This window comes from Halothiobacillus diazotrophicus (assembly GCF_001663815.1).
Lineage (GTDB): Bacteria > Pseudomonadota > Gammaproteobacteria > Halothiobacillales > Halothiobacillaceae > Halothiobacillus > Halothiobacillus diazotrophicus.
Map to the genome: position 1 here is coordinate 1,056,187 of NZ_CP016027.1, position 19,924 is coordinate 1,076,110.

A 19,924-nucleotide genomic window follows, 5' to 3' on the forward strand; every position below is an offset into this window, starting at 1 on the left:
TGTCGGATTCACGCCGACGTTCCCTGCCTCACGCGCTCCGCACCGAACGAACCGACATGATCGATACAGACCGACAACTGTCCACCGAACCCCGCGCCCGCGTCTCCGTCCTCGTCTCCGGGAACGGTTCGAATCTTCAGGCGCTGATCAATGCGTGCCGCAATGGCACGACCCCGGCGGAAATCGTTCAGGTGATCAGCAACCGAGCCGATGCCTTCGGCCTGACCCGTGCCCGAGAAGCAGGCATCCCGACCGCGTTCATCGATCATCGGCTGTTTGACGACCGCGCGGCATTCGATGCCGCCCTGGCGGAAAAGCTGGGCGAAGTGGCTGCGGATTTCGTCGTCCTGGCCGGCTTCATGCGTATTCTGACGCCGGGTTTCGTCAACCGCTTCCTGGGCAAGCTGATCAACATCCATCCCTCGCTGCTGCCCAAGTATCCGGGCCTGGATACACACGCCCGGGCGCTGGCATCCGGGGACAAAACACACGGCGCCACGGTGCACTTCGTCACACCGACAGTCGATGCGGGCCCGGCCATCGTTCAGGGTGTTCTGGATATTCAACCCGACGAAACCCTGGACCACCTGAAAGCACGGGTGCATGCCCTGGAGCATCGCATCTATCCCCAGGCACTCACCTGGCTTGCCCGGGGGGCCTTACGCTATGTCGATGGTGCGGTCGTCTGGCAGATCGCCAACCCGCCGGAACGCAACCGCCCCAGGATCGTTCGCGAGTAAACGTAGAGCTCCCATGAGGATGGGCACGAACAATCAGGCGGCAGGGAATACCCCGGTCGACAGATAGCGATCGCCCCGATCGCAGATAATGGTGACAATCACGGCATTCTCGACGGTTTGAGCCAATTGCAGCGCCGCAGCCATGGCGCCGCCGGAGGATATTCCGGCCAGAATCCCCTCCTCCCGCGCCAGGCGACGCGTCGTTTCCTCGGCAGTGAACTGATCGATTTCCAGGGTGCGATCGACCAGTGTGGCGTCGAAGATCTTCGGCAGATATTCCGCCGGCCAGCGACGAATCCCCGGGATCTGCGCCCCCTCGGCCGGTTGCACGCCAACGATTTCAACCCCCGGATTCTGCTGCTTGAGGTACCGGGCCGTCCCCATGATCGTGCCGGTCGTCCCCATGGCAGAGACGAAGTGCGTCACCCGACCATCCGTATCGCGCCAGATTTCCGGACCGGTCGTCGCGAAGTGCGCCGCCGGGTTATCGGCATTGCTGAACTGATCCAGCACCACCCCCTCGCCCCGGGCCGCCATGGACTGAGCCAGATCGCGGGCGCCTTCCATGCCCTCGGCCCTCGGCACAAGAATCAGTTCGGCGCCGTAGGCCGCCATGGACTGCCGTCGCTCCAGAGACATGTTGTCCGGCATGATCAGGGTCATTTTCAGCCCCAGCGTCGCCGCCACCATGGCCAGCGCAATACCCGTGTTGCCGGAAGTCGCCTCGATCAGGCGATCACCGGGCGCCACATCGCCACGAGCGATGGCTTCACGGATCATCCACAACGCGGGCCGATCCTTGACCGAGCCAGCGGGATTATTCCCTTCCAGCTTGCCCAGAATGAGGTTGCCGCGCGCTGTCTGATCGGCCAACAGACGCTGTATCCGAACCAATGGCGTATTGCCGATCAACTGATCCAAACTGAAAATTTTCATCGAACACCCAGGTCCTCTATTCATGCCACGGACACGCCGGACGACAGGCGTCACGGGCGCAGGCGCCGACCGAACACATACCTCAGCCGATCGCCCCGCGAATTGTCGCATAATCTCTAGCCAGCTTCGTGTCGCCCGAGTAATCTTGTCGATCATGAACACCGAACCGTCCACCGCGCCCCAAGCGGCAAATCCCCCCATGTGGCGATCCTGGCCCTGGGTGGTGGGCACCCTGCTCGCGCCGGCACTCATCCTGACCCTCCAGCATCCGGACCTCCTGATCCGGCATGCGAACCTGCTGCCCGTAGGGCTTCAGCCACTGTTCGCCACCCCGGCGTCTCTGGCCGCGACCCTGAGCATCGTCTGGGTCGCCTTCTGGACACTCCTGTACGTTCTGGCCAACCTGCCCGCCGTCCGCCATGCCCTGTTCGGGAAAAGACAGACGGCACCGGGCAAAACCGCCGACGTCGAGAAAATCTCGGCGCAGCAAATCGCCCAGATCAATCAACACTGGATCACGCCCCTCGGTCATATTCGCGCAGCCACCGATGCGATCGCCGCCGCCAACGAAAGCGCCTTGCTGAACGAACGGCTCACGCCGGACCTGTCCGTCATCCGCAGTGCGAACGCCCAACTGAGACTGGCCATCGAAAACCTGCTGGACTATTACGAAATCTCCAACCATCGGCTAAAAGCCACGCCACGCAAGACGGATATCCGCCTGCAGATGGAAGATGCCGTCGCCGAATGGCAGGTTTCCGCCCAGCATAACGCCGGTATCATCCAGTACATCTGCTATCAGGACATTCCCAGTCTCGTCGCTGTCGACATCCGCCTCCTGCGCCGTCTGCTCGACAACCTGCTGGCCGTGCTGCTCGAGCAGACCCAGTTGCTGGACTGCTGCGTCACCCTGCTGGATGCCGATCAGGAGGAGACCGATCTGCGGATCGATACGGCGGAACAGGTCGAACCGCCGATGAACCAGTTCGAACTGGTGGTGGACGCGCAGACGCCGGAGCCCCTGGACCAACTTGCCGAAAATCTCCACGATCGACGCCAGCGGGTCGAGGCCCAGACCGTGGAGCCGCTGTTCAGCGGCGGCGAAATTTCCGCCTGGTTGATCGAGGCACTGGCAGAACAACTGAACGCCACGCTCCATATCGGCATTACCCGTCCGGGGCGTTACGGATTCCGGTTGCGTTTCAGCGCCCCCATTCTGGCGGAGCACCAGGCCTGGCAACCGCTGATGGAGGGCAAGCGCTGCGCCGTCCTCACCGAATCACCGACGCACGCCCAGGCCTGGCGTGGCCATCTTTCCGCTTATGGCGCCGATATCGTTCTGGACCCGGCGCACGATCGGAAACCCGTCGACTGCCTGTTCGTCGACCGCGCCACATGGCAGAAACTGAACGAGAAAGGGCCGGCATGGTTCACGACTCTCCCTGAAAGCACCTTGGTCATCGCACTCTGCAACCGCATCTCCCTGCGGGGTCGGCCCATGTCCCTGTTCGACTGGGCGCACATCAGCCTGCCGATCTTCGTCCGGCAACGCGTCCTGCAGACCCTGCTGCCCAGGATCCTGACAACGCAGAACCAGCCTGCACGGCCAGCCGTCGCACGCCCCTCGGTCGCCCCCATGCTGGACGTCGAACCGCCGGCGCAGAACAATCCGTCGTTCAAGGGACGTACGGCGCTGGTCATCGACGACGATCGAATCTATCAGACCCATCTCAAAAACCTGCTCACCCAACTCGGCATGAATACGCTGACCGCCGCCGACGGGAAGTCCGGCCTGTACAGCGCCGAACAATCCGACCTCGACCTGATCCTGACGGACATGCACCTGCCCGATATTCTCGGCACGGGCATCGTCCGCATGATGCGCAAGCAAAGCCGGCATGAACACACGCCGATCATCGCGATTACGGCGAACGTACAGACCGAGGTACATCAGGCATTGCTGGCCGCCGGTGCGGACATGGTGCTCACCAAACCCATTGCCCTGGGTGAGCTGATCAACGCAATCAGCCAGTTCATCCAGCCCGCCCACACGACGCCACCTCGAACGCCCAACGAAGCACGAGTGTCGGCGGACCCCGTGCTCAACAGTCTGCTCTGCGACGAGCTGCCGATCTACCGGCAAACCCTGGCGGAAAATCAGTACGATCTTCAATCCCTGCGCCACATCGCACACAAGCTTCGCGGCGCGGCTGCCTGCTGCCAGGCCAAGCAGCTTCAGACGCATGCCGGACGCCTTGAAGACAGTATCGTCGCAGCGGCTGGCTGGTCCCAGGTGGAGCAGCTCAAGCGGAACCTCGTGGCGGTCATCGACCAAACCATCGACGAACGGCACTGCCAGACGATCACCGCCAATACATCGGCACCCAGCCACTGAATCCGACAATGCGGATAAAGGCTCGATATTCATGGAGTTTTCTTGTTATGCTGGCGTCACGTTCGGGAACTGAACCTGTGGGATAGCTGCCTGTGATGGATACCACGGAGATTTTGTCAGCACTCTTGCACCCGGTAATCGTGACGGATGGCGACCTGATCATCCGCTTCGTGAACGAACGTGCACGCCAGATTCTCGGCATATCGACCGAGGATGCTCCCTCGCTGTCCAGCCTGTTCGCCAAGCTGTGCGAACGTAATGGCCGCCCACTCGCCATCGATCGCATCCCGCAGGGCCGCGCAACCGCCATTCATCTGAACTGCAACGAATTCCTGAAAGTCGATGCCATGCTCCATCGCCATGCCCTTGCCGACGGCGGGCACTGCTTCGAGATTCATCTCGACCAGAACGGCAGCCAGTCGACCCTGGACCCGCTCACCGGGCTCATGGAACGCAGCCAGATGTTTCACCTCATCAGTCGTCATCGCGAACTCGGAACGGGCGCCCTGATTCTGATCGATATCGACCGCCTCAAGATCATCAACGATTTTCTCGGCTATGCGACCGGGGATGAGGTCATCCATGCGCTCGGCCAAAGCTTCCGGGGGCATACCCCCGCTGAGGTATTGATTGCCCGGTGGAGCGGACACGAATTCATGGCGCTGGTCCCCCCCACCCACCTCGGCCGCACCCGAGAGCTCGCAGAACTGTTCAACCAGCTGGCCCACAAACTGCCGCTGGAGCACCTGCCGAAACTCCCCGGCGGCCGCCTCAGCCTCAGTATCGGCTTCACCCGGTTCGATGCACGCGACCGGACCCAGGATCCGCTCTCGCAGGTCAACAGCGCCGTATACGAAGCCAAACGGACGGGTCGGAACCGGGCCATCGACGCCCAGACCCTGACCCGCCCATCCATCTACCTGACCGGTGGTTCACTGGAGTCAGCGCTGGCGGAGAATCGCATCGTGGCGGCCGTGCAGCCAATTTTCGACCTGGCGACGGGCGAGATCGTGGCGGACGAGTCTCTGGCGCGCATGATCACCCCGGAAGGCAAGGTCATCGTCGCCGGGGAGTTCATCGAAGCGGCCTCCTCCCTGCAACTGGCCCATCAGATCGACCAGACCATCATCCGGCAGACCATCAACTACTGCGTGACCAGTCATTTCCGCGCCCCACGCGCCCATTTCGTCAACATTTCGGGGGATTTTCTGCGCCATCCCGAACTCATCGCGGAAACCATCGCGACCGCGATGGACGCCTGTGCCTGCACCCACCCGGATCAGATGGACGCGCGCCAGACCAAACCGCTCGTCATCGAGATCACGGAACGCGAGCTCGTCGACGACACCTCGGACGCGCTTCATGCCCTGCAACCCCTGCTCGATTTCGGGCTGCGACTCGCGCTGGATGATTTCGGCAGCGGGTACTCTTCCTACCGCTACCTGCTCGACCTCCCCTTCAGTTTCCTGAAAATCGAGGGCGAGCTGGTCCGACATATCGCCACCAACAGCAAAGCCCGGCGCATCGTGCAGCACCTGCAGGACATGGCCGAGGATCTTGGCCTGATCACCGTAGCCGAATACATTTCCGACCAGGCAATCGCCGACACCCTCGTCGAGATCGGCGTGAACTGGGGTCAGGGTTTTCATCTTGCCCGCCCCGAGCTGATGCATCCCGACCCGTTCAGCCGCATCAAACTCGGCACACCCATGAAGCACCCGCTTCAACACTGATCCTCAGCCCCGATCAACGCCCCCTCAGCAAATCCCCGGCATCGCGAGAACGGCGTCGCCACGGGCGAATCGCCAGGTGGGCCAATCCCGCGGAAGTCAGCCCGATCAGGGCGCCGCCCAGCACATCCACCGGGAAGTGTGCGCCCACGGCCATCCGCGACCAGATCACCCAGAACGCCAGAAACACCAATCCCCAGCGCAGAGGCCGCCCGGCCCCGGGCGCGAGACTGCCGAGCAACAGGAAGACGAACGCGGCATGGCCGGAGGGGAAACTGTGGGCGAATTCCGGCCGCCCCGCCACGTGGACCAGTGGCTCGCCCAACACCGCCAGCGGGCGCGGAAAATCGAAGAAGGGCTTGAGCGTCGCGATGACCGCCCAACTGATCAGATAGCCCCAGACCAACACCAGCACACGTTCCGGTGCCAGCCACTGCGGGCGGGCATAGGCCAGGGTCAGCGCCACGGCGATGTACACGGGATACCACTGATGCGCCCCGACGAACGTACCCGCCTGCGCCAGGGCATCCCGCCCCGGAAACGACAGATGATTGATCCAGAGGAACAAGGCCTGGTTCAACCCGCCCCAGTCGTACCAGAAGCCATGCCCCAGGCTTTGTCCAAGGGCATGAGCCGTCGGCTGAACCGTGGCAGACGCCACCGTCATGCCATCATCACCAGGGCGACGCCCCACAAACCGATGCCGATCGCCGCACTCACGAGACCCGCAACAAACAGCCAGCGGCGGCGTGTCAATGCCGTGATGGAAGCCAGCGAAATCGCGATCTGGAAGAAAATCATGGCGATTTCCAAATCATGGTGCGGCTTGTTGAGCAGCCGGGATTCCTCGTTCGCCTTTTCCGACTCCTTCTCAAGAAGATCAGCGCGCTGCTTGATCTCGACCTTCTGCGCCTTGTACTTGGCAATCTCGTCCTTGAAACCGGTCACCCGGTCCGTCGGCGCCAGCTCTACCGCCAGTTCCATCAGATGCATCTTGGTACTCACGGCCTGGTAGTAGTTCCACTCGTCGGTCGCCTTGGTCTTCTTGAGCACCGCCTCGTTCTTGTACAACAGCACCTCGTTCATCAGGTTGCTGCCCTGGTAACTCACCATGGCGCCGAGGGCCGCTATCAGGGCCGTAAAAATCGCGACCCACTGGTTCAGGCCGCGGGTCGGCTCATGCGCGCCGCCCTGGGCCGCCTCATGATGGGCCGCTTCATGGACCGCCTCATCATGCGGCGCATGGGTGTGTAAACCGTGACTCATCTGCAAAAACTCCTGAAACCAAGATTGAACAATCGAGAAAGCACAAACAGGAAGAACCACTTACAAAGCGATCACGACACACGCTCCTGAGAAACGATTCACAGTCAACCAAACCACCGGCAACCCTACCGAACGCAATCGACTGGCTTGGAAAATTCGGGAAAAAGCGCGCTATCGTCGAGCACACCCGAACTCCGGTCAAGGCGAAAATCTCAGGATTGCTGCAAGAAAACCACTTTCATCTTCGCCAGGATTCGGCTAAGATTCGCGCCTCGTTTTGGTTGGCAATCCCCCGCCAACAAGAACTTCGGGATGTAGCGCAGCCTGGTAGCGCACCTGCATGGGGTGTAGGTGGTCGGAGGTTCAAATCCTCTCATCCCGACCAACAGAATCAAAAATGCAAGAACCGCCGAGAGGCGGTTTTTTGCTGCCCATCTTGAACGGATGTCGGCTCAGGGCACCATCGGAAACAGCGCTGTCCCCCGCGCGGCCAGCAGAGCCGAGCCATAGGCCGCTTCCTGCATAGTGGCGTTCATGGTGGGCATACCCAGTCTCTGCGCGCGGATTCGGGTGTAGGTATCGTTGATCGCCCCGCCCCCGGATGAGAGCACCTGCCGCACAGGCGACGCGCCCAGTTCCTCCAGCTTTGCATAACCCCGCGCTTCGATATGGGCCAACCCGTCGAGCAAGCCGTGCAGAAAGGTCACGCGATCCTCGGGAACGGGTTCCAGTCGCGGCGGCAGATTCGGATCGTTGATCGGGAAACGCTCGCCCGGTCGCGGCAAGGGGTAGTAATCCAGCCCACTGGGTTGCTCGGGCTCAATGCGCGCCGACAATTCCGTCAGTTCCGTCGACGAGAAATACTGGCGCAGCACGCCGCCGCCCGCGTTGGACGCACCGCCAGCCAGCCAGTAGCGACCGTACCAATGGCTGTACACGCCGAAACGGGCATCGTCGACGCGCTGTTCGGAAATGAGCTTCAATGCCAACGTGGTGCCAAGGGAGGTGACGGCATCGCCCGGCTGACGGGCGCCGGCGGCGAGAAAGGCGGCGATACTGTCCGTCGTACCCGTACGAACGAGGCATTCCGTCGACAGGCTCAAGGCCCGGGCCTGCGCGCGCAAGATCGGCCCGATGGTCGCGCCGGGCAACAATACCGTAGGCAAGGTCGCACGTGGGATCACATCGGCCATCCACTGGGGCCACGCCAATGTGGCCGGATCAAACCCCATCTTCAGGGCATTGTGCACATCGGATACGCCCGACCCGCCCGTGAGCAGGCCCGCCAGCCAATCCGCCTGATGAAGCAATTTCAGATCGGGTTGTGCAGTGAGCCGCGAATGGAGCCAAATCGCCTTGGCGAGGCCCGAGGTGGCCGTCGCCACGGGATGGGTCTCACCCGCGATTTCGGCCAGCCGGGCCGACTCTTCCGTAGCCCGGGCATCGTTGTACAGCAACGGCGGGTGCAGCGGATTCAGTGCCCCATCGCAGGCCAGCACCGTGCCCGAGGTGCCGCTGATGGCAATGGCGGCCAGCCGTTTGCGCAACCCCAGCGGCAAATCGGCGATCAGATCGAACAAGACCTGCCGCCAACCGCCCGCAAGCTCGGATTCGGCCAATTCGCCAAACTCCAGACGGGCGAATTCCTCGATTTCCGTTCGTTCATCACCGAGATCCGCAATGACGCAGGCCCGTGCGCCGGAGGTACCGAAGTCCAGGCCCAGATAAAGGGGGGTGCTCATGCGGCTGTCCTTGCTGATGTCCTTGCTGATGTCCTTGCTGATGTCCTTGGGCTGCGACACCCAGTCGACCCGGGGCTGCTATCCGGTAAAACCATCGGCATCTTGCTCGGAACGACCGACCCAGGGATCACGCAGACCCGCTTCAGGCGCTGCCCAGACGCTTCAGAAACTCCGCACGCGACCCGGCATTGATCCAGCCGGTGACGATCGTCTTGCTGTGTTCGCTGTTCACCCGACCGCGGTGGATGTGGGAGGGTGCGGCCGGGAAAATCACCAGCTTGCCCCGCTCGGCCGCTTCATGATGCTGCTGCCAGTGGAACTCCGTACCGGCTTCCGCCACGGAATCGCAGTAGAGAATCCAAGCGAGCACGCGGTGCGATGGCTCCGTGGCATCGTCGTGGGTCGTCCAGTCGCAGTGCCATTGTCGGAAGCCTTCACCGGGCGCGTAATGCTGAATGTTGAAGATGGGCATCACGAACAGCTCCTGTTCCTGGCAGACCTGGCGGAACAGGGGCCGCTCCTGCAGGTAGCGCTCCAGACCTGCCGAAACGCCCCGCACGATCAGGTCGGCCAGAGCGGAGGCTTCAGGGTCGGAGCGGCCGAGCGCCACGAGGCTGATGTCCGTCGAGGTCTTGGCGGGCTCGGCTCCGCCGGAACCGAAGGCCACCCCCGGTCGTTGCAGATCCTGACGCCGCGCGAAGAAGTCCATGACGCCGTCGGCAACGGCCTCGAAACCGGCATTGTGGTAACGACCGATCAGATGCATGCCGGAGACTCCTTACAGTGAATTCAGAAGGGGCGATCTTAATACATTTCCCCGGTTCAGATGGGCGCGCGGTCTATTCGGTAGCCCGTGATTTCTCCCGATAGAACAGATTCCAGGTATCGAAGGGATAAATCTTGCCGTCCGGTTCCACGAAGTGGGTGCAGGAGCGTTTCACGGAACCGAGGTCGAAATCGTATTTGTCCATGAACGCCATGATCACGATGCGGAACACGTTGTCGTAGGTCAGCCCCGCGCTTTCAATGCGAGGCAGGCAGCACAGCATGGTCTGCAAATTGTCGGTGGTCCGTTCGCTGCAGGCATCCAGCGAGAAGAGCTTGAGGAAGGCATCCTTCAGGCCCGCGCTCTTTTCGAAGGTGATGGTGTTGTCCACGCCCTGGAGCAGTTCCTCGCGCGGCAGCAGTCCGGTAACGGGCACGACCTCATCGCCCAGCTTGATGCCGTAGCCGATGGAAATGTTTTCGGGATGGCAGGGCAACGGGATCATGTCCGCGTCGCCGAACGGGTTGTCGGCCTCGATGATCCGCGTACGGATCTCGCTCAGGGTAATCCGATGGGCTGGCGTATCACCCGCGTTGCGGCCTGCGTCCTGCACGGGTTGGAAGGTCACGCCCCGTACGCAGCGCCATTGTCGGGCGAAGCGGATGATCTCGCCGATCTCGTCGTCGTTCACACCCTTGCGGATCACGCAGACCAGCGTAGTGGAAATATTGTGCGCCTCCAGGTGTTCCAGCGCTTGCTGACGAATGCGGCGCATGTCCTGCCCGCGGATGTTCTGCAGGGCCTCGGCCTTCAGCGAGTCGAATTGCAGATAGACCTCGAACCCCGGTTTGAGGGTCGCCAGTTCCGCGACGAACGCGGAGTCGCGAGCGATGCGGATACCGTTGGTGTTGAGCATCAGGTGGCGGATCGGGCTGGCCTTGAGCCGACGCAGGATGTCCATCACCTGCGGGTGCAGGGTCGGCTCTCCGCCGGACACCTGGACGAGGTCGGGCTGCTGCTCGCTCTGCAGCAGGGTGTCCAGCATCTTCTCGATGTCGGCCATGCTGCGCGGGTTGCCCTTGCCCGGCGCGGAATTGGCGAAACAGACGGGGCAATGCATGTTGCACTCGTCGATGATCTCGAACAGCGCCAGGCAGGAATGCTGCTCGTGATCGGGACACAAGCCGCAATCGTGCGGACAGCCGCGATTGATCTCCGTCTGGAATCGGGATGGCATGTCGCCGGGCTTCAGGTAATCCTTGCATCGCTTGAAATACGGGATGTCCGTGGATACCAGGGTTTTCTGCACGCCGTGTTCGGCGCAGCGTTTCTGGTAGTACACGTTGTCGTTCTGGAACAGGATCTTGGCCGGCACGACCGCGAGGCATTCGTCGCACAGGGACTGGGTCTGGCCATAGAAGATATAGGGGCGCGCTTTATTCGACACGGGGCAGACTCCGTTTGAGCATGAAGACGGCGTACAGCAGCAAGGCGAGGCAGAGCCAGTGGAACAGGTTCAAGCCGACCAGCACGGGGGGATAGGGTTTGAGAAACTCCCAAAGAAAACGCTGCCCGGCATATACCATCACGAACACGTAAAACCCCTGCCGCTGCCAGAACGCGGCGCGGCGCGGATAGCTCAGCAGCAGCACGATCAGGAACGCCAGCATGGTGAGGCTCTCGTACAGTTGTACCGGATGCCGATGGATGCCATCGCCGAAATCCACACCCCAGGGCAGCGTGGTGGGCGTGCCGTAGGTAAAGTCCGGCAGACCGGCAAGAAAGCAGCCGATGCGCCCGACCACGATCAGCATGATCAGCCCCGGCACGAAATACAGCCCGGTGGATTGCCGGATGCCCGCGAACACCTTGAACGCTTCCGCCGCGACAATCGCCCCGAACACCCCGCCCAGCATGCTCTTGGCGATGCCGGGCCGCCCGGCCAGATGCAGATTGAGCGTGCCAAACAGCAGCCCACCCACCACCAGCCCCAGCAGCAGGGCAATCAGATAGGCGTGATATAGGGCAACGGGGCGATTGGCAAAACCCGTGGGGCGTCCGTCCGGATAGCGGCGCCGGAACCACCGACTGACCAGCACCGCACTGATCAGGGCAAGGACATCGAAGACGTTGTGGATGAGCATCCGACGACAAAGGTCACTGCGCGCTCATGACGCAGCCGCCAAACCCGATCAGCGGGATTACCAGTACCGTTACGAGCACCCACCCGAGCAGCTCGGTGGCCGATTTTGCCCCCCGAACAAACCACAGGGCACAGAGAAACAGACCGATCCCTTCGGCCATACTGATCAGCAAATTCCAAGGCCCCAGCAGCGAAGCTCTCCAGGCCTGTCCGCCATCCAGAATCATCACGGCAAAAGTCAGATACACCAGGCCTATCCCGGCGCCGAGCAGCCACAACAACCAGAACAACACACTGAAGGCGACCGAATAGCGATGCGTGTCTTGATCCGTCTCGGACATCTCATTTCCCTCCTGGCCAGATCCCTTCCGGGCAGACATACCGCAGCAACGAACTCGGCAAAACGATGTTGTTGACCCAATCGGATGACCCGACGCCAACGGTCTCATCCGCCTCCGAGCTTTTCATGAGTCTTTCCATGAGTCTTTCGCCAGCCCTTTCCCTGTTTCTCCGCAGGATCATAACCTGGAACCGCCTCCACCAGCCGGCCGAAGTGCACCGTGAGGGGCACTCATGCATCCACCGAACGGATCGACTACCCTTGGCAGCATGCCCCCTCGCCCGGCACAGCCCGGGCGCACGGGGAAAACACTGATTCACCCTGATACCAATCCGGAGCAGAACCGCATGCACATTGATCCCGCCCAACACACGAAAATGGACAACTACAAGCTGCTGACCAACCTCGTGATTCCCCGCCCCATCGCCTGGATCAGCACCCAGAATGCCGAGGGTGTCGTGAATCTTGCCCCCTACAGTTTCTTCAACGCGGTCGGCAGCGATCCGCTATATGTCGTGTTCAGCGCGGGCCTCAACGAAGCGGGACAGCCGAAGGACACCCTCCGGAATCTTCGCGCCAACGGTGAATTCGTGGTGAACCTCGTTACGCCCGAACTGTTCGATGCCATGAACGTTTCCGCGGCAGATTTCCCGGCGGATCTCAGCGAGGTGACGGCAACCGATCTGCACACCGCACCCTCCGTCCAGGTAAAGACGCCCCGCGTGGCCGAAGCCAAGGCCAGCCTGGAGTGCCGGGTGTTCAGCGAACAGCAGCTCGGCGCGAACACCCTCGTCATCGGAGAAGTGGTCGGGTTCTATGTGGACGATGCCCTGATCGGCGACCGGATGCATATCCACGATTTTGCCCCCATCGGCCGACTCGGCTCCCCCTCCGTATACTGCAACACGACGGATCGCTTCGACATCGCCCGCGTTTCCTACGCCGAGTGGCAGAAACAGCAGGTGTGATCACCCTGCGCAGGCCCGGTGCAGAGCGGGCGATCCCGACGGTCCGGGGCAGCCCATTGGGCCAATCGGACTAGGGGTTCGGATAGCGCTGACCGCGTTCGTCACGATCGGGACGTTGATCACGACTTTGATCACGACGTTGATCACTATGGCCCCGTTGCGATTCTCGGTCCTTGTCCCGCGGCGTACCGCGTTGGCCGGAATCCCGTTGTGGGGGACGATCGGCTGTGCCCTGGCCGGGCTGCTGATACTGCGGTCGGGGTTGTTACCCCCGAGGCGGCTCAGGACGACGATCCTCCGGGCGACGATCCTCCGGGCGCTGATATGGGTTCGGCGACTAAGCCACGGGGCGCGGCCGATCGTCGCGCCGATATGGATCGCCCCGATCCTGAGGCATTCGCGGCGGCGCCGGCACGAATCCCCGTTGTTCCGGACGATCACTCGGCTGCGGCATGCGGTATTGATTCGGATATCCGGGCTGATCTCGCTCCATAGGCGCCCGTTGCGGCGCCGGAATCACGCTTCGTGGCTGCGGTCGTTCCTCCGGCCTCGCCCGATTCGGATTCTGATAGAGCTGTCGCCCGACCGGGTCATGGGGCTGATAGCCATACAGTTCCCGACGGAGCTCCTGCTGCTGTTCGAACCGGGGATAGCGCGGCCCGGAATACTGCCGCTGATAAAGCGACAACGGCGCCGGACGCGGCGCGGCCGCGGGGTTCCAGCGATCCCATCCTTCCCGGTGTCGCTCCCACTGCGGCCCCCAATGCCCCCCCCAATGCGGCGGGGCATCCGGTCGCCAGCCCCGGAAATATAGGGGCGGATAGCGGTAGTAGCGTACCGGCACACGCAGGATGAACAGGGGCACCGACACTGGCGCAACGTAAACCCAGGGACCGTTGTACCAGGAAGCCGCATACCAATTGTCGTTCCAGAACACCCAATAAAAGCCGTCGTAGAAGAAGTAGTTGGCGCTCACGCCCGGTGCGTAGTAGACCGGATATCCCGGAATCGGATTGAAAAAACCACACTCAATATGGGGGGGGTGATTTGCGGCGGTACAAGTCTGGCAGTCGGCAAATCGTCAGATGCCTGACAATTGAGACCGCCTTCAGGCAAAGCTAGCAGCCACCGTCGATTTGCGCGGTCTGTGGCTGTCATCCGGGTTAGTGATGGCCGTTTTCCGCCACCCCGTCCCTGTGGTTCAATACCGCCCCATCCGATCATTTTCACATTACCTCTTGCGGAGCCGTTGCCACCGTGCGATTCCCGAAACTGCCCAAAGGCGAATACCCTGCCGAAATCGAATCCCTCACGCTCGAAGGCCGGGGCGTCAGCCATATCAACGGCAAGGCCACCTTCATCAGCCGCGCCCTGCCCGGCGAAACCGTGCGTTTCGTCTATACCAATCGCAAGAAACACTTCGACGAGGGCGATGCCGTCGCTGTCGATATTCCCTCGCCGGATCGGATCACGCCAGCCTGTCCGCACATCGACCAATGCGGCGGCTGTTCGATGCAGCATCTCACGGGCGACAAGCAACTCGCCGCGAAAGAGCAGGCGCTGCTCGACAACCTGGCGCGCATCGGCAAGGTCACCCCGGAAACGATCCTACCCGCGCTCTCCGGCGCCCTCTGGGGCTATCGACGCAAGGCCCGGCTCGGCGTCAAATACGTCGCCAAGAAGGAACGCGTGCTCGTGGGGTTCCGCGAACGGCACACCCATTTTCTCGCCAACCTGGACAGCTGTGTCGTTCTCGATCCGCGGGTGGGCGAACGACTGACCGACATCGGTCAGTTCATCCACACCCTGGATGCCCGCGACCGGATCGCACAGATCGAAGTCGCCTGCGGGGACGACCATGTCGCTCTGGTGTTCCGCCACCTCGATCCCCTGAGTCCCGGCGACAAGGAAAAACTCCGGACCTTCGGCGAAACGGAAGACTTCGACATCTACCTGCAACCCGGCGGTACCGACAGCGTGCACCCGCTCGACAAGGACCGGGTTCGGCCGCTGATCTATCGTCATCCGGCTTTCGACGTCGCCATCGAATTCCATCCGCTGGACTTCATCCAGGTCAACGGAGAAATCAATCGCGCCATGATCATCCAGGCCCTGCAATGGCTGGACGTGCAGCCCGAGGACCGAGTGCTCGACCTCTTCGCCGGGCTCGGCAACTTCACCCTGCCCCTCGCCCGTCAGGCCGCCCATGTCACCGCCGTGGAACTCGACGAACCCATGGCGCGACGCGGCGCGCAATCCGCTGCGAACAACGGCATCACCAACACGGAACACGTCGTCGGCAACCTGTTCGAACCGGACAGAAGCGATCCCTGGATGCAGCAAACCTACGACCGCGTCCTGCTCGATCCGCCCCGAGCCGGCGCCGAAGCGATGATGCCGGAAATCGCGCGGTTTGCGCCCAAACGGATCGTCTACGTTTCCTGCCATCCCGGCACCCTCGCCCGCGACGCCCATATCCTGGTTCACCAGCACGGCTACCGGTTGCGCGCCGTCGGCGTGATGGACATGTTCCCGCATACCGGTCACATCGAATCCATGGCGGTTTTCGAACATCCGAAGGCATAAGTTTGTTTGCCAAACGCGCCCCGGATTGCTAATATCCGCGCCTCGTTGAGACGTGGCCCCGGGTAACGCCGAAGTCCGCGACCTCAAAACTGGAACGGTGTCCGAGTGGTTGAAGGAGCACGCCTGGAAAGTGTGTATACGGTAACCCCGTATCGAGGGTTCGAATCCCTCTCGTTCCGCCAGATATCGTAAAAAAGCCCCTGTTTCCAGGGGCTTTTTTATTGGCGACGACATGCCTGCCGCGCCATGTTCGAATCAACTGAGCAGACGGATCACGCCACGCTCTGAAACTCCTCGTTCAGGCCGAGTTTCGCCAGACGATAGCGGAACTGGCGCGCGGTCATCCCCAGCAGGCGCGCGGCCTGTGCCTGGTTGCCCGATGTGCGGATGAGGGCCGCACGGATCTGTTCGCTATCGTGATCGCAAATTCGCATGTAGCTGCGCTTGGCGCTTTCTTCGCGGCCAGGGTCCTGCTCGGGATCCGCAAAGCCCGAATGACGGGCCTGGTAGAGATCAGATTCCCGAGCAGAAAGCACAGGCCGGGCATCATCACGCAGCGGGCTCTGCGACTGGCTGGCCTGATGCATGCTCCGCTCGATCTGCAGGATGCTGCCAATCTGCTCGGCACCGATCAGCTGGCCGCTCGCCTTCAGGACGGCACGCTCGATCACATTCTGCAACTGGCGGATATTGCCCGGCCACGCGTAGGTGCGCAGCTCCTCGTAGACGCCCTGGGTGAAACTCACGTTGCGGTCGTAGAGTTGTGCGTAATGATCGAGGAAATGCTGGGCCAGCAAGCCGATGTCTTCCGGTCGCTTGCGCAAGGCCGGCAGGTGGATCGGGATCACGTTGATCCGATAGTACAGATCAAGACGGAAACGTCCGTCGCGGATCGCTTCGGCCAGATTGACATGGGTGGCGGTGATCAGCCGGAAATTGACGTGCTGCGGCCGATCGCTGCCGATCGCCTGGATTTCCTTGTCCTGGAGCACCCGCAGAAGCTTGGCCTGGAGATCCAGCGGCATGTCGCCGATTTCGTCCAGAAACAGCGTGCCCTCGTGCGCCTGCTCGATCTTGCCCTTCTGCCGGCGATACGCGCCCGTGAAACTGCCCTTCTCGTGGCCGAACAGTTCGGACTCCAGGAGCGCTTCGGGAATCGAGGCGCAATTGATGCAGATGAAAGGCTTGTCCCGCCGCTGACTTTCCCGATGCGCCATGCGCGCGAACATTTCCTTGCCCGTGCCCGACTCCCCGAGCAGCATGATCGGCGCCTCGCTATCCTTGACCTGATCGATTTCCTTCACGGCAGACAAAAGACTGGGACTTGAACCGATGATGCTGTTGGATTCGCTCATGCGGACGAAACGATCCCCGTCGTGATCGAGCTGCGCGGGCAGGTAGCTGACGGGCTGCGCCTTGTGACGCATGTTCATCAGCACGGGGCCGATCATGCTGGCGATGATGCGCAGCAAATCGACATCTTCCGAGTAGGATCGGCGCGGGTTCGCCCGACGCTGGATCGACAGCACGCCGCATACCCGCCCGTCGATGTTGACCGGAATGCAGATGAAACCGATCTTGGCCATGCTGCCCTCGATCGGTTCGGCGATACGCTGGATGAAAATAGGCTCGTCCAGCACGTCCGTGATCAGCGCCACCTGCCCGGTACGCCAGGCAAATCCGGTCAGCCCCTGGTCGAACGGTACGGTGTATTTTCCGGCAGCGATCCGATCGGTCGGCAACCCGTAGCTATAGGCGACTTCCAGCGCCCGCTGACCGTAATTGGGCAACATGATCCGCCCGTAGTGCAGATTCGCCCATCGCGACAGAAGGCTCAGCACGCCCCTGATCTTGTGGCCAGACGACGCCTCCGACTTGCTCATGAGGCGCGACACCTCGAGCAGCAGCGCCGAATTCACTTCCCGCGTCCCCGTCAAATGTTTCATAGCGCCCCCGATAGATCCATTGAATTCGTATTCATCTTTCTTTTCTCACTCCTGACCCAATCAAAAAATCGGTCCGGAAACGAAGCGCCACCCACAGACGGGTTCAGGATGGAACACGGATACCCCTTCGTTTTCGGAAGTGCCGCGGCACGGGTTTCTGCACCCGTACCGCAGGCAGTTCATAACTACCGGATCAACCGCAACGCTCCGGCAACGCATTCAACGGCACGCCATTGGCCGCCACGGACTCCGTCTTGCAGACATCGTGGCAGGCCGAATCCAGCGAGCAGCACAAGGAGCAGATCGGCCCCTCATGGAACGGGCAGCAGGCCATGTCGGCCGGCTCGTACTCGAAACCGCAGACCGAGCAGTTCACGGCATCGTGATGCGTCCCGGCGTGGTAGTGCGGATCGCGGCTGATGTAGTACTTGCCCTGCGTCGCCAGCGCGATGATCGGCGACAGCACGAAGGCGACCCCCAGGGCGATGAACGCAGAGAACGCCTGGGCATAGGCGCCGAAGAAGCCGAAGAACGCCATGATCGAGATCGCGGAGGCGATCACCATGGCCCCGAAACCCACCGGGTTGAAGTTGTAGAGGTGTGCCCGCTTGAACTCGAGATAGGACGGACTCAGCTTCAGCAGCGGCTTGTTAATCACGAGATCCGCAACCACGGCACCGATCCAGGCCACGGCGACGTTGGAGTAGAAGCCCAGGATCTTGCCCAGCACCGAGAACATGTTCGCTTCCATCAGCGTGAGCGAGATGCCGACGTTGAAGAAGATCCAGACCACGCGACCGGGATGACTGTGCAGGGTCCGCGAGAAGAAGTTGGACCAGGACAGCGACCCGGAATAGGCGTTGGTGACGTTGATCTTGATCTGCGAGAGGATCACGAAAAAGGTCGCCACGGTCAGTGCGACGCCGGCATGGCCGAAGATGTAGTGGAAGCCGGAGATGTACATCTGGATCGGCTCGTTGGCCTTGTCCAGCGTGGTGCCGTTGGCGACGGCCACCGAGGCGAACAGGGAGCCCATCAACTGCTTGCTGGCGCCGAGGATGACCCAGCCCGGTCCAGCCAGCATCACGGCCAGCCACCACTTCCAGCTATGCCCCTTGCGCTGGGCCGGCATGAACCGCAGGTAGTCGGCCTGTTCGCCGATCTGCGCGATCAGGGAGAGCGCCACGCCGGCGGCGGCCCCGAACAGCAGCGGGTTGAAACTGGCACCGCTGGTGGACTTGCCGGCAAAGGACGTCCAGTCGGCCAGTGCCTGATGATCACCGATCAGCACCGCGATCAGCGGCGCGAACAGCAGGGTCAGCCAGATCGGCTGGGTCCAGACCTGCAGCTTGGAGAGCAGCGTCATGCCGAACACCACCAGGGGAATGATGATCAGCGATGCCAGGGCGTAGCCCACCGGCAAGGGTATGCCGAAATAGATCTCGAACGCCTGCGCCATGATCGACCCTTCCAGGGCGAAGAATATGAACGTGAACGAGGCGTAGATGATCGAGGTGATCGTCGACCCCAGATAGCCGAAACCGGCGCCTCGAGTGAGCAGATCGACGTCGACGTTGTACTTCGCCGAGTAGTAGGCGATGGGGATGCCGGTCAGAAAGATGATCAGCGCCGCCGCGAGAATCCCCCAGAAGGCATTGGCGAAACCGAACTGGACGGCCAGGGAGCCGCCGATGGCCTGGTCGGCCAGATAGGCGATCCCGCCCAGGGCTGTGGAGGCCACGGCGAATTCCGACCAGGTACGAAACGAGGATGGCGCATAACGAAGGGAGTAATCCTCAAGCACCGGATTACTGACGAGTTTGTTGAATTGACGCCCCTTGGGCAGTGCGGATGCGGGTGTACTCATGGATCAATGACCTCGATGAAGAAGTTTGACGAACGTGCTACACCTGGAAACCGATGCGCCCGAAACAGAACAGATCCGATGGGCAAGATCGCACCTGCGTCACGCGTCGAAATCCAGCCTTTCTCCGGCTCCCGAAAAGTCCCTGGTTCGCGTACGATCGGGGCGTCCGGCCCTGTCTACCCGCGTTGTCGTAATCCGCTGGACACGCTCCGATCCAACGTTGGAACACAGCTTACAAAGCCACCTTCCAGACAGACATACGTCATCTGACGAATAGGGATCGCATCAAGCGGGAATGGAAGAAAATCGGGTTATGGCTATGCGGCTTATGCACTTCACGCGACTACGTCAAATTACGTATAGTGGGATCGCGAGGTCCGTCGCATCATCGAGTTCGACTGAGTGCAGCCAGCGTGTTTCCTGCAAGCAAGGAGGCGTATCAGCAACAGGAATGACCGGGCAACGTCGATCGGCACACACCTGGCCGGAATGCCGCCGA

The 19,924-nt window shown here is 61.7% G+C and carries 16 protein-coding genes and 2 tRNA genes; 7 read left to right on the forward strand and 11 right to left on the reverse strand.

Annotated elements, in window-relative coordinates; genetic code table 11:
* Positions 1-56: 56 nt before the first annotated feature.
* Positions 57-740 carry a phosphoribosylglycinamide formyltransferase gene (purN, locus tag A9404_RS04730; RefSeq protein ID WP_066099134.1) on the forward strand — a complete coding sequence of 228 codons (684 nt, stop codon included), beginning with the start codon at positions 57-59 and terminating at the stop codon, positions 738-740.
* 33 nt (positions 741-773) lie between these two features.
* On the opposite strand, the gene cysM is transcribed toward purN, so the two are convergent.
* Positions 774-1,676 (reverse strand): cysteine synthase CysM, encoded by a 903-nt coding sequence (gene cysM, locus A9404_RS04735; protein WP_066099135.1) that lies wholly within the window; start codon positions 1,674-1,676, stop codon positions 774-776.
* A 154-nt stretch (positions 1,677-1,830) separates the two neighbouring features.
* Between cysM and A9404_RS04740 the strand changes: the two genes are divergently transcribed.
* Positions 1,831-4,071, forward strand: a complete 2,241-nt coding sequence (locus A9404_RS04740; RefSeq protein ID WP_197490434.1) for a response regulator — start codon at positions 1,831-1,833, stop codon at positions 4,069-4,071.
* 95 nt (positions 4,072-4,166) lie between these two features.
* On the forward strand, positions 4,167-5,804 hold the full coding sequence (locus tag A9404_RS04745) for a GGDEF domain-containing phosphodiesterase (protein ID WP_066099137.1): 1,638 nt from the start codon (positions 4,167-4,169) through the stop codon (positions 5,802-5,804).
* 13 nt (positions 5,805-5,817) lie between these two features.
* Here A9404_RS04745 and A9404_RS04750 read toward each other — a convergent pair whose 3' ends face one another.
* The gene (locus A9404_RS04750; RefSeq protein ID WP_082922741.1) at positions 5,818-6,468 is read right to left on the reverse strand and encodes a phosphatase PAP2 family protein; all 651 of its coding nucleotides are present in this window, start codon (positions 6,466-6,468) and stop codon (positions 5,818-5,820) included.
* Positions 6,465-7,067: a DUF4337 domain-containing protein gene (locus A9404_RS04755; protein WP_066099138.1), complete on the reverse strand. Its 603-nt coding sequence runs from the start codon at positions 7,065-7,067 to the stop codon at positions 6,465-6,467. Before A9404_RS04755 ends, A9404_RS04750 begins: the two co-directional genes overlap by 4 nt.
* A 308-nt stretch (positions 7,068-7,375) precedes the next feature.
* On the opposite strand from A9404_RS04755, the gene A9404_RS04760 reads away from it, so the two are divergent.
* A tRNA-Pro gene (locus A9404_RS04760) sits at positions 7,376-7,452 on the forward strand.
* A gap of 67 nt (positions 7,453-7,519) precedes the next feature.
* Here A9404_RS04760 and A9404_RS04765 read toward each other — a convergent pair.
* The 5 genes from A9404_RS04765 to A9404_RS04785 form a co-directional block, all read right to left on the reverse strand.
* Positions 7,520-8,869 (reverse strand): FGGY-family carbohydrate kinase, encoded by a 1,350-nt coding sequence (locus tag A9404_RS04765; RefSeq protein WP_231880947.1) that lies wholly within the window; start codon positions 8,867-8,869, stop codon positions 7,520-7,522.
* Positions 8,870-8,951: 82 nt separating this feature from the next.
* Entirely contained in the window at positions 8,952-9,575 is a 624-nt protein-coding gene (locus tag A9404_RS04770) for a 2OG-Fe(II) oxygenase (RefSeq protein WP_066099139.1), read from the reverse strand.
* A 73-nt stretch (positions 9,576-9,648) separates the two neighbouring features.
* Entirely contained in the window at positions 9,649-11,022 is a 1,374-nt protein-coding gene (locus A9404_RS04775) for a radical SAM protein (RefSeq protein WP_066099140.1), read from the reverse strand.
* Entirely contained in the window at positions 11,012-11,719 is a 708-nt protein-coding gene (locus A9404_RS04780) for a prolipoprotein diacylglyceryl transferase (protein WP_066099141.1), read from the reverse strand. Before A9404_RS04780 ends, A9404_RS04775 begins: the two co-directional genes overlap by 11 nt.
* A gap of 13 nt (positions 11,720-11,732) precedes the next feature.
* A complete protein-coding gene (locus A9404_RS04785) occupies positions 11,733-12,059 on the reverse strand; it encodes a hypothetical protein (protein ID WP_066099142.1) in 327 nt (108 codons plus the stop codon).
* 346 nt (positions 12,060-12,405) lie between these two features.
* On the opposite strand from A9404_RS04785, the gene A9404_RS04790 reads away from it, so the two are divergent.
* Entirely contained in the window at positions 12,406-13,026 is a 621-nt protein-coding gene (locus A9404_RS04790; protein WP_066099143.1) for a flavin reductase family protein, read from the forward strand.
* Between the two features lie 337 nt (positions 13,027-13,363).
* On the opposite strand, the gene A9404_RS04795 is transcribed toward A9404_RS04790, so the two are convergent.
* Positions 13,364-14,002 carry a hypothetical protein gene (locus A9404_RS04795; protein WP_066099144.1) on the reverse strand — a complete coding sequence of 213 codons (639 nt, stop codon included), beginning with the start codon at positions 14,000-14,002 and terminating at the stop codon, positions 13,364-13,366.
* A 281-nt stretch (positions 14,003-14,283) separates the two neighbouring features.
* Here A9404_RS04795 and rlmD point away from each other — a divergent pair, with 281 nt between their 5' ends.
* Positions 14,284-15,612 (forward strand): 23S rRNA (uracil(1939)-C(5))-methyltransferase RlmD, encoded by a 1,329-nt coding sequence (rlmD, locus tag A9404_RS04800; protein ID WP_066099145.1) that lies wholly within the window; start codon positions 14,284-14,286, stop codon positions 15,610-15,612.
* 91 nt (positions 15,613-15,703) lie between these two features.
* Positions 15,704-15,794 (forward strand) — tRNA-Ser (locus A9404_RS04805).
* 90 nt (positions 15,795-15,884) lie between these two features.
* Here the strand turns inward: A9404_RS04805 and A9404_RS04810 are convergent.
* Together A9404_RS04810 and A9404_RS04815 are read right to left on the reverse strand one after the other, a co-directional pair.
* Positions 15,885-17,558, reverse strand: coding sequence for a sigma-54-dependent Fis family transcriptional regulator (locus A9404_RS04810; protein ID WP_066099146.1), 1,674 nt, complete (start codon positions 17,556-17,558; stop codon positions 15,885-15,887).
* A 193-nt stretch (positions 17,559-17,751) separates the two neighbouring features.
* Positions 17,752-19,425: a purine-cytosine permease family protein gene (locus tag A9404_RS04815; protein WP_066099147.1), complete on the reverse strand. Its 1,674-nt coding sequence runs from the start codon at positions 19,423-19,425 to the stop codon at positions 17,752-17,754.
* Positions 19,426-19,924 lie beyond the last annotated feature (499 nt).

Bases quoted from the DNA above. Each gene is read 5' to 3' on its own strand.
- purN (WP_066099134.1), top strand. From the start codon at position 57: ATGATCGATACAGACCGACAACTGTCCACCGAACCCCGCGCCCGCGTC.
- cysM (WP_066099135.1), bottom strand. From the start codon at position 1,676: ATGAAAATTTTCAGTTTGGATCAGTTGATCGGCAATACGCCATTGGTT.
- A9404_RS04740 (WP_197490434.1), top strand. From the start codon at position 1,831: ATGAACACCGAACCGTCCACCGCGCCCCAAGCGGCAAATCCCCCCATG.
- A9404_RS04745 (WP_066099137.1), top strand. From the start codon at position 4,167: ATGGATACCACGGAGATTTTGTCAGCACTCTTGCACCCGGTAATCGTG.
- A9404_RS04750 (WP_082922741.1), bottom strand. From the start codon at position 6,468: ATGACGGTGGCGTCTGCCACGGTTCAGCCGACGGCTCATGCCCTTGGA.
- A9404_RS04755 (WP_066099138.1), bottom strand. From the start codon at position 7,067: ATGAGTCACGGTTTACACACCCATGCGCCGCATGATGAGGCGGTCCAT.
- A9404_RS04770 (WP_066099139.1), bottom strand. From the start codon at position 9,575: ATGCATCTGATCGGTCGTTACCACAATGCCGGTTTCGAGGCCGTTGCC.
- A9404_RS04780 (WP_066099141.1), bottom strand. From the start codon at position 11,719: ATGCTCATCCACAACGTCTTCGATGTCCTTGCCCTGATCAGTGCGGTG.
- A9404_RS04785 (WP_066099142.1), bottom strand. From the start codon at position 12,059: ATGTCCGAGACGGATCAAGACACGCATCGCTATTCGGTCGCCTTCAGT.
- A9404_RS04790 (WP_066099143.1), top strand. From the start codon at position 12,406: ATGCACATTGATCCCGCCCAACACACGAAAATGGACAACTACAAGCTG.
- A9404_RS04810 (WP_066099146.1), bottom strand. From the start codon at position 17,558: ATGAAACATTTGACGGGGACGCGGGAAGTGAATTCGGCGCTGCTGCTC.
- A9404_RS04815 (WP_066099147.1), bottom strand. From the start codon at position 19,425: ATGAGTACACCCGCATCCGCACTGCCCAAGGGGCGTCAATTCAACAAA.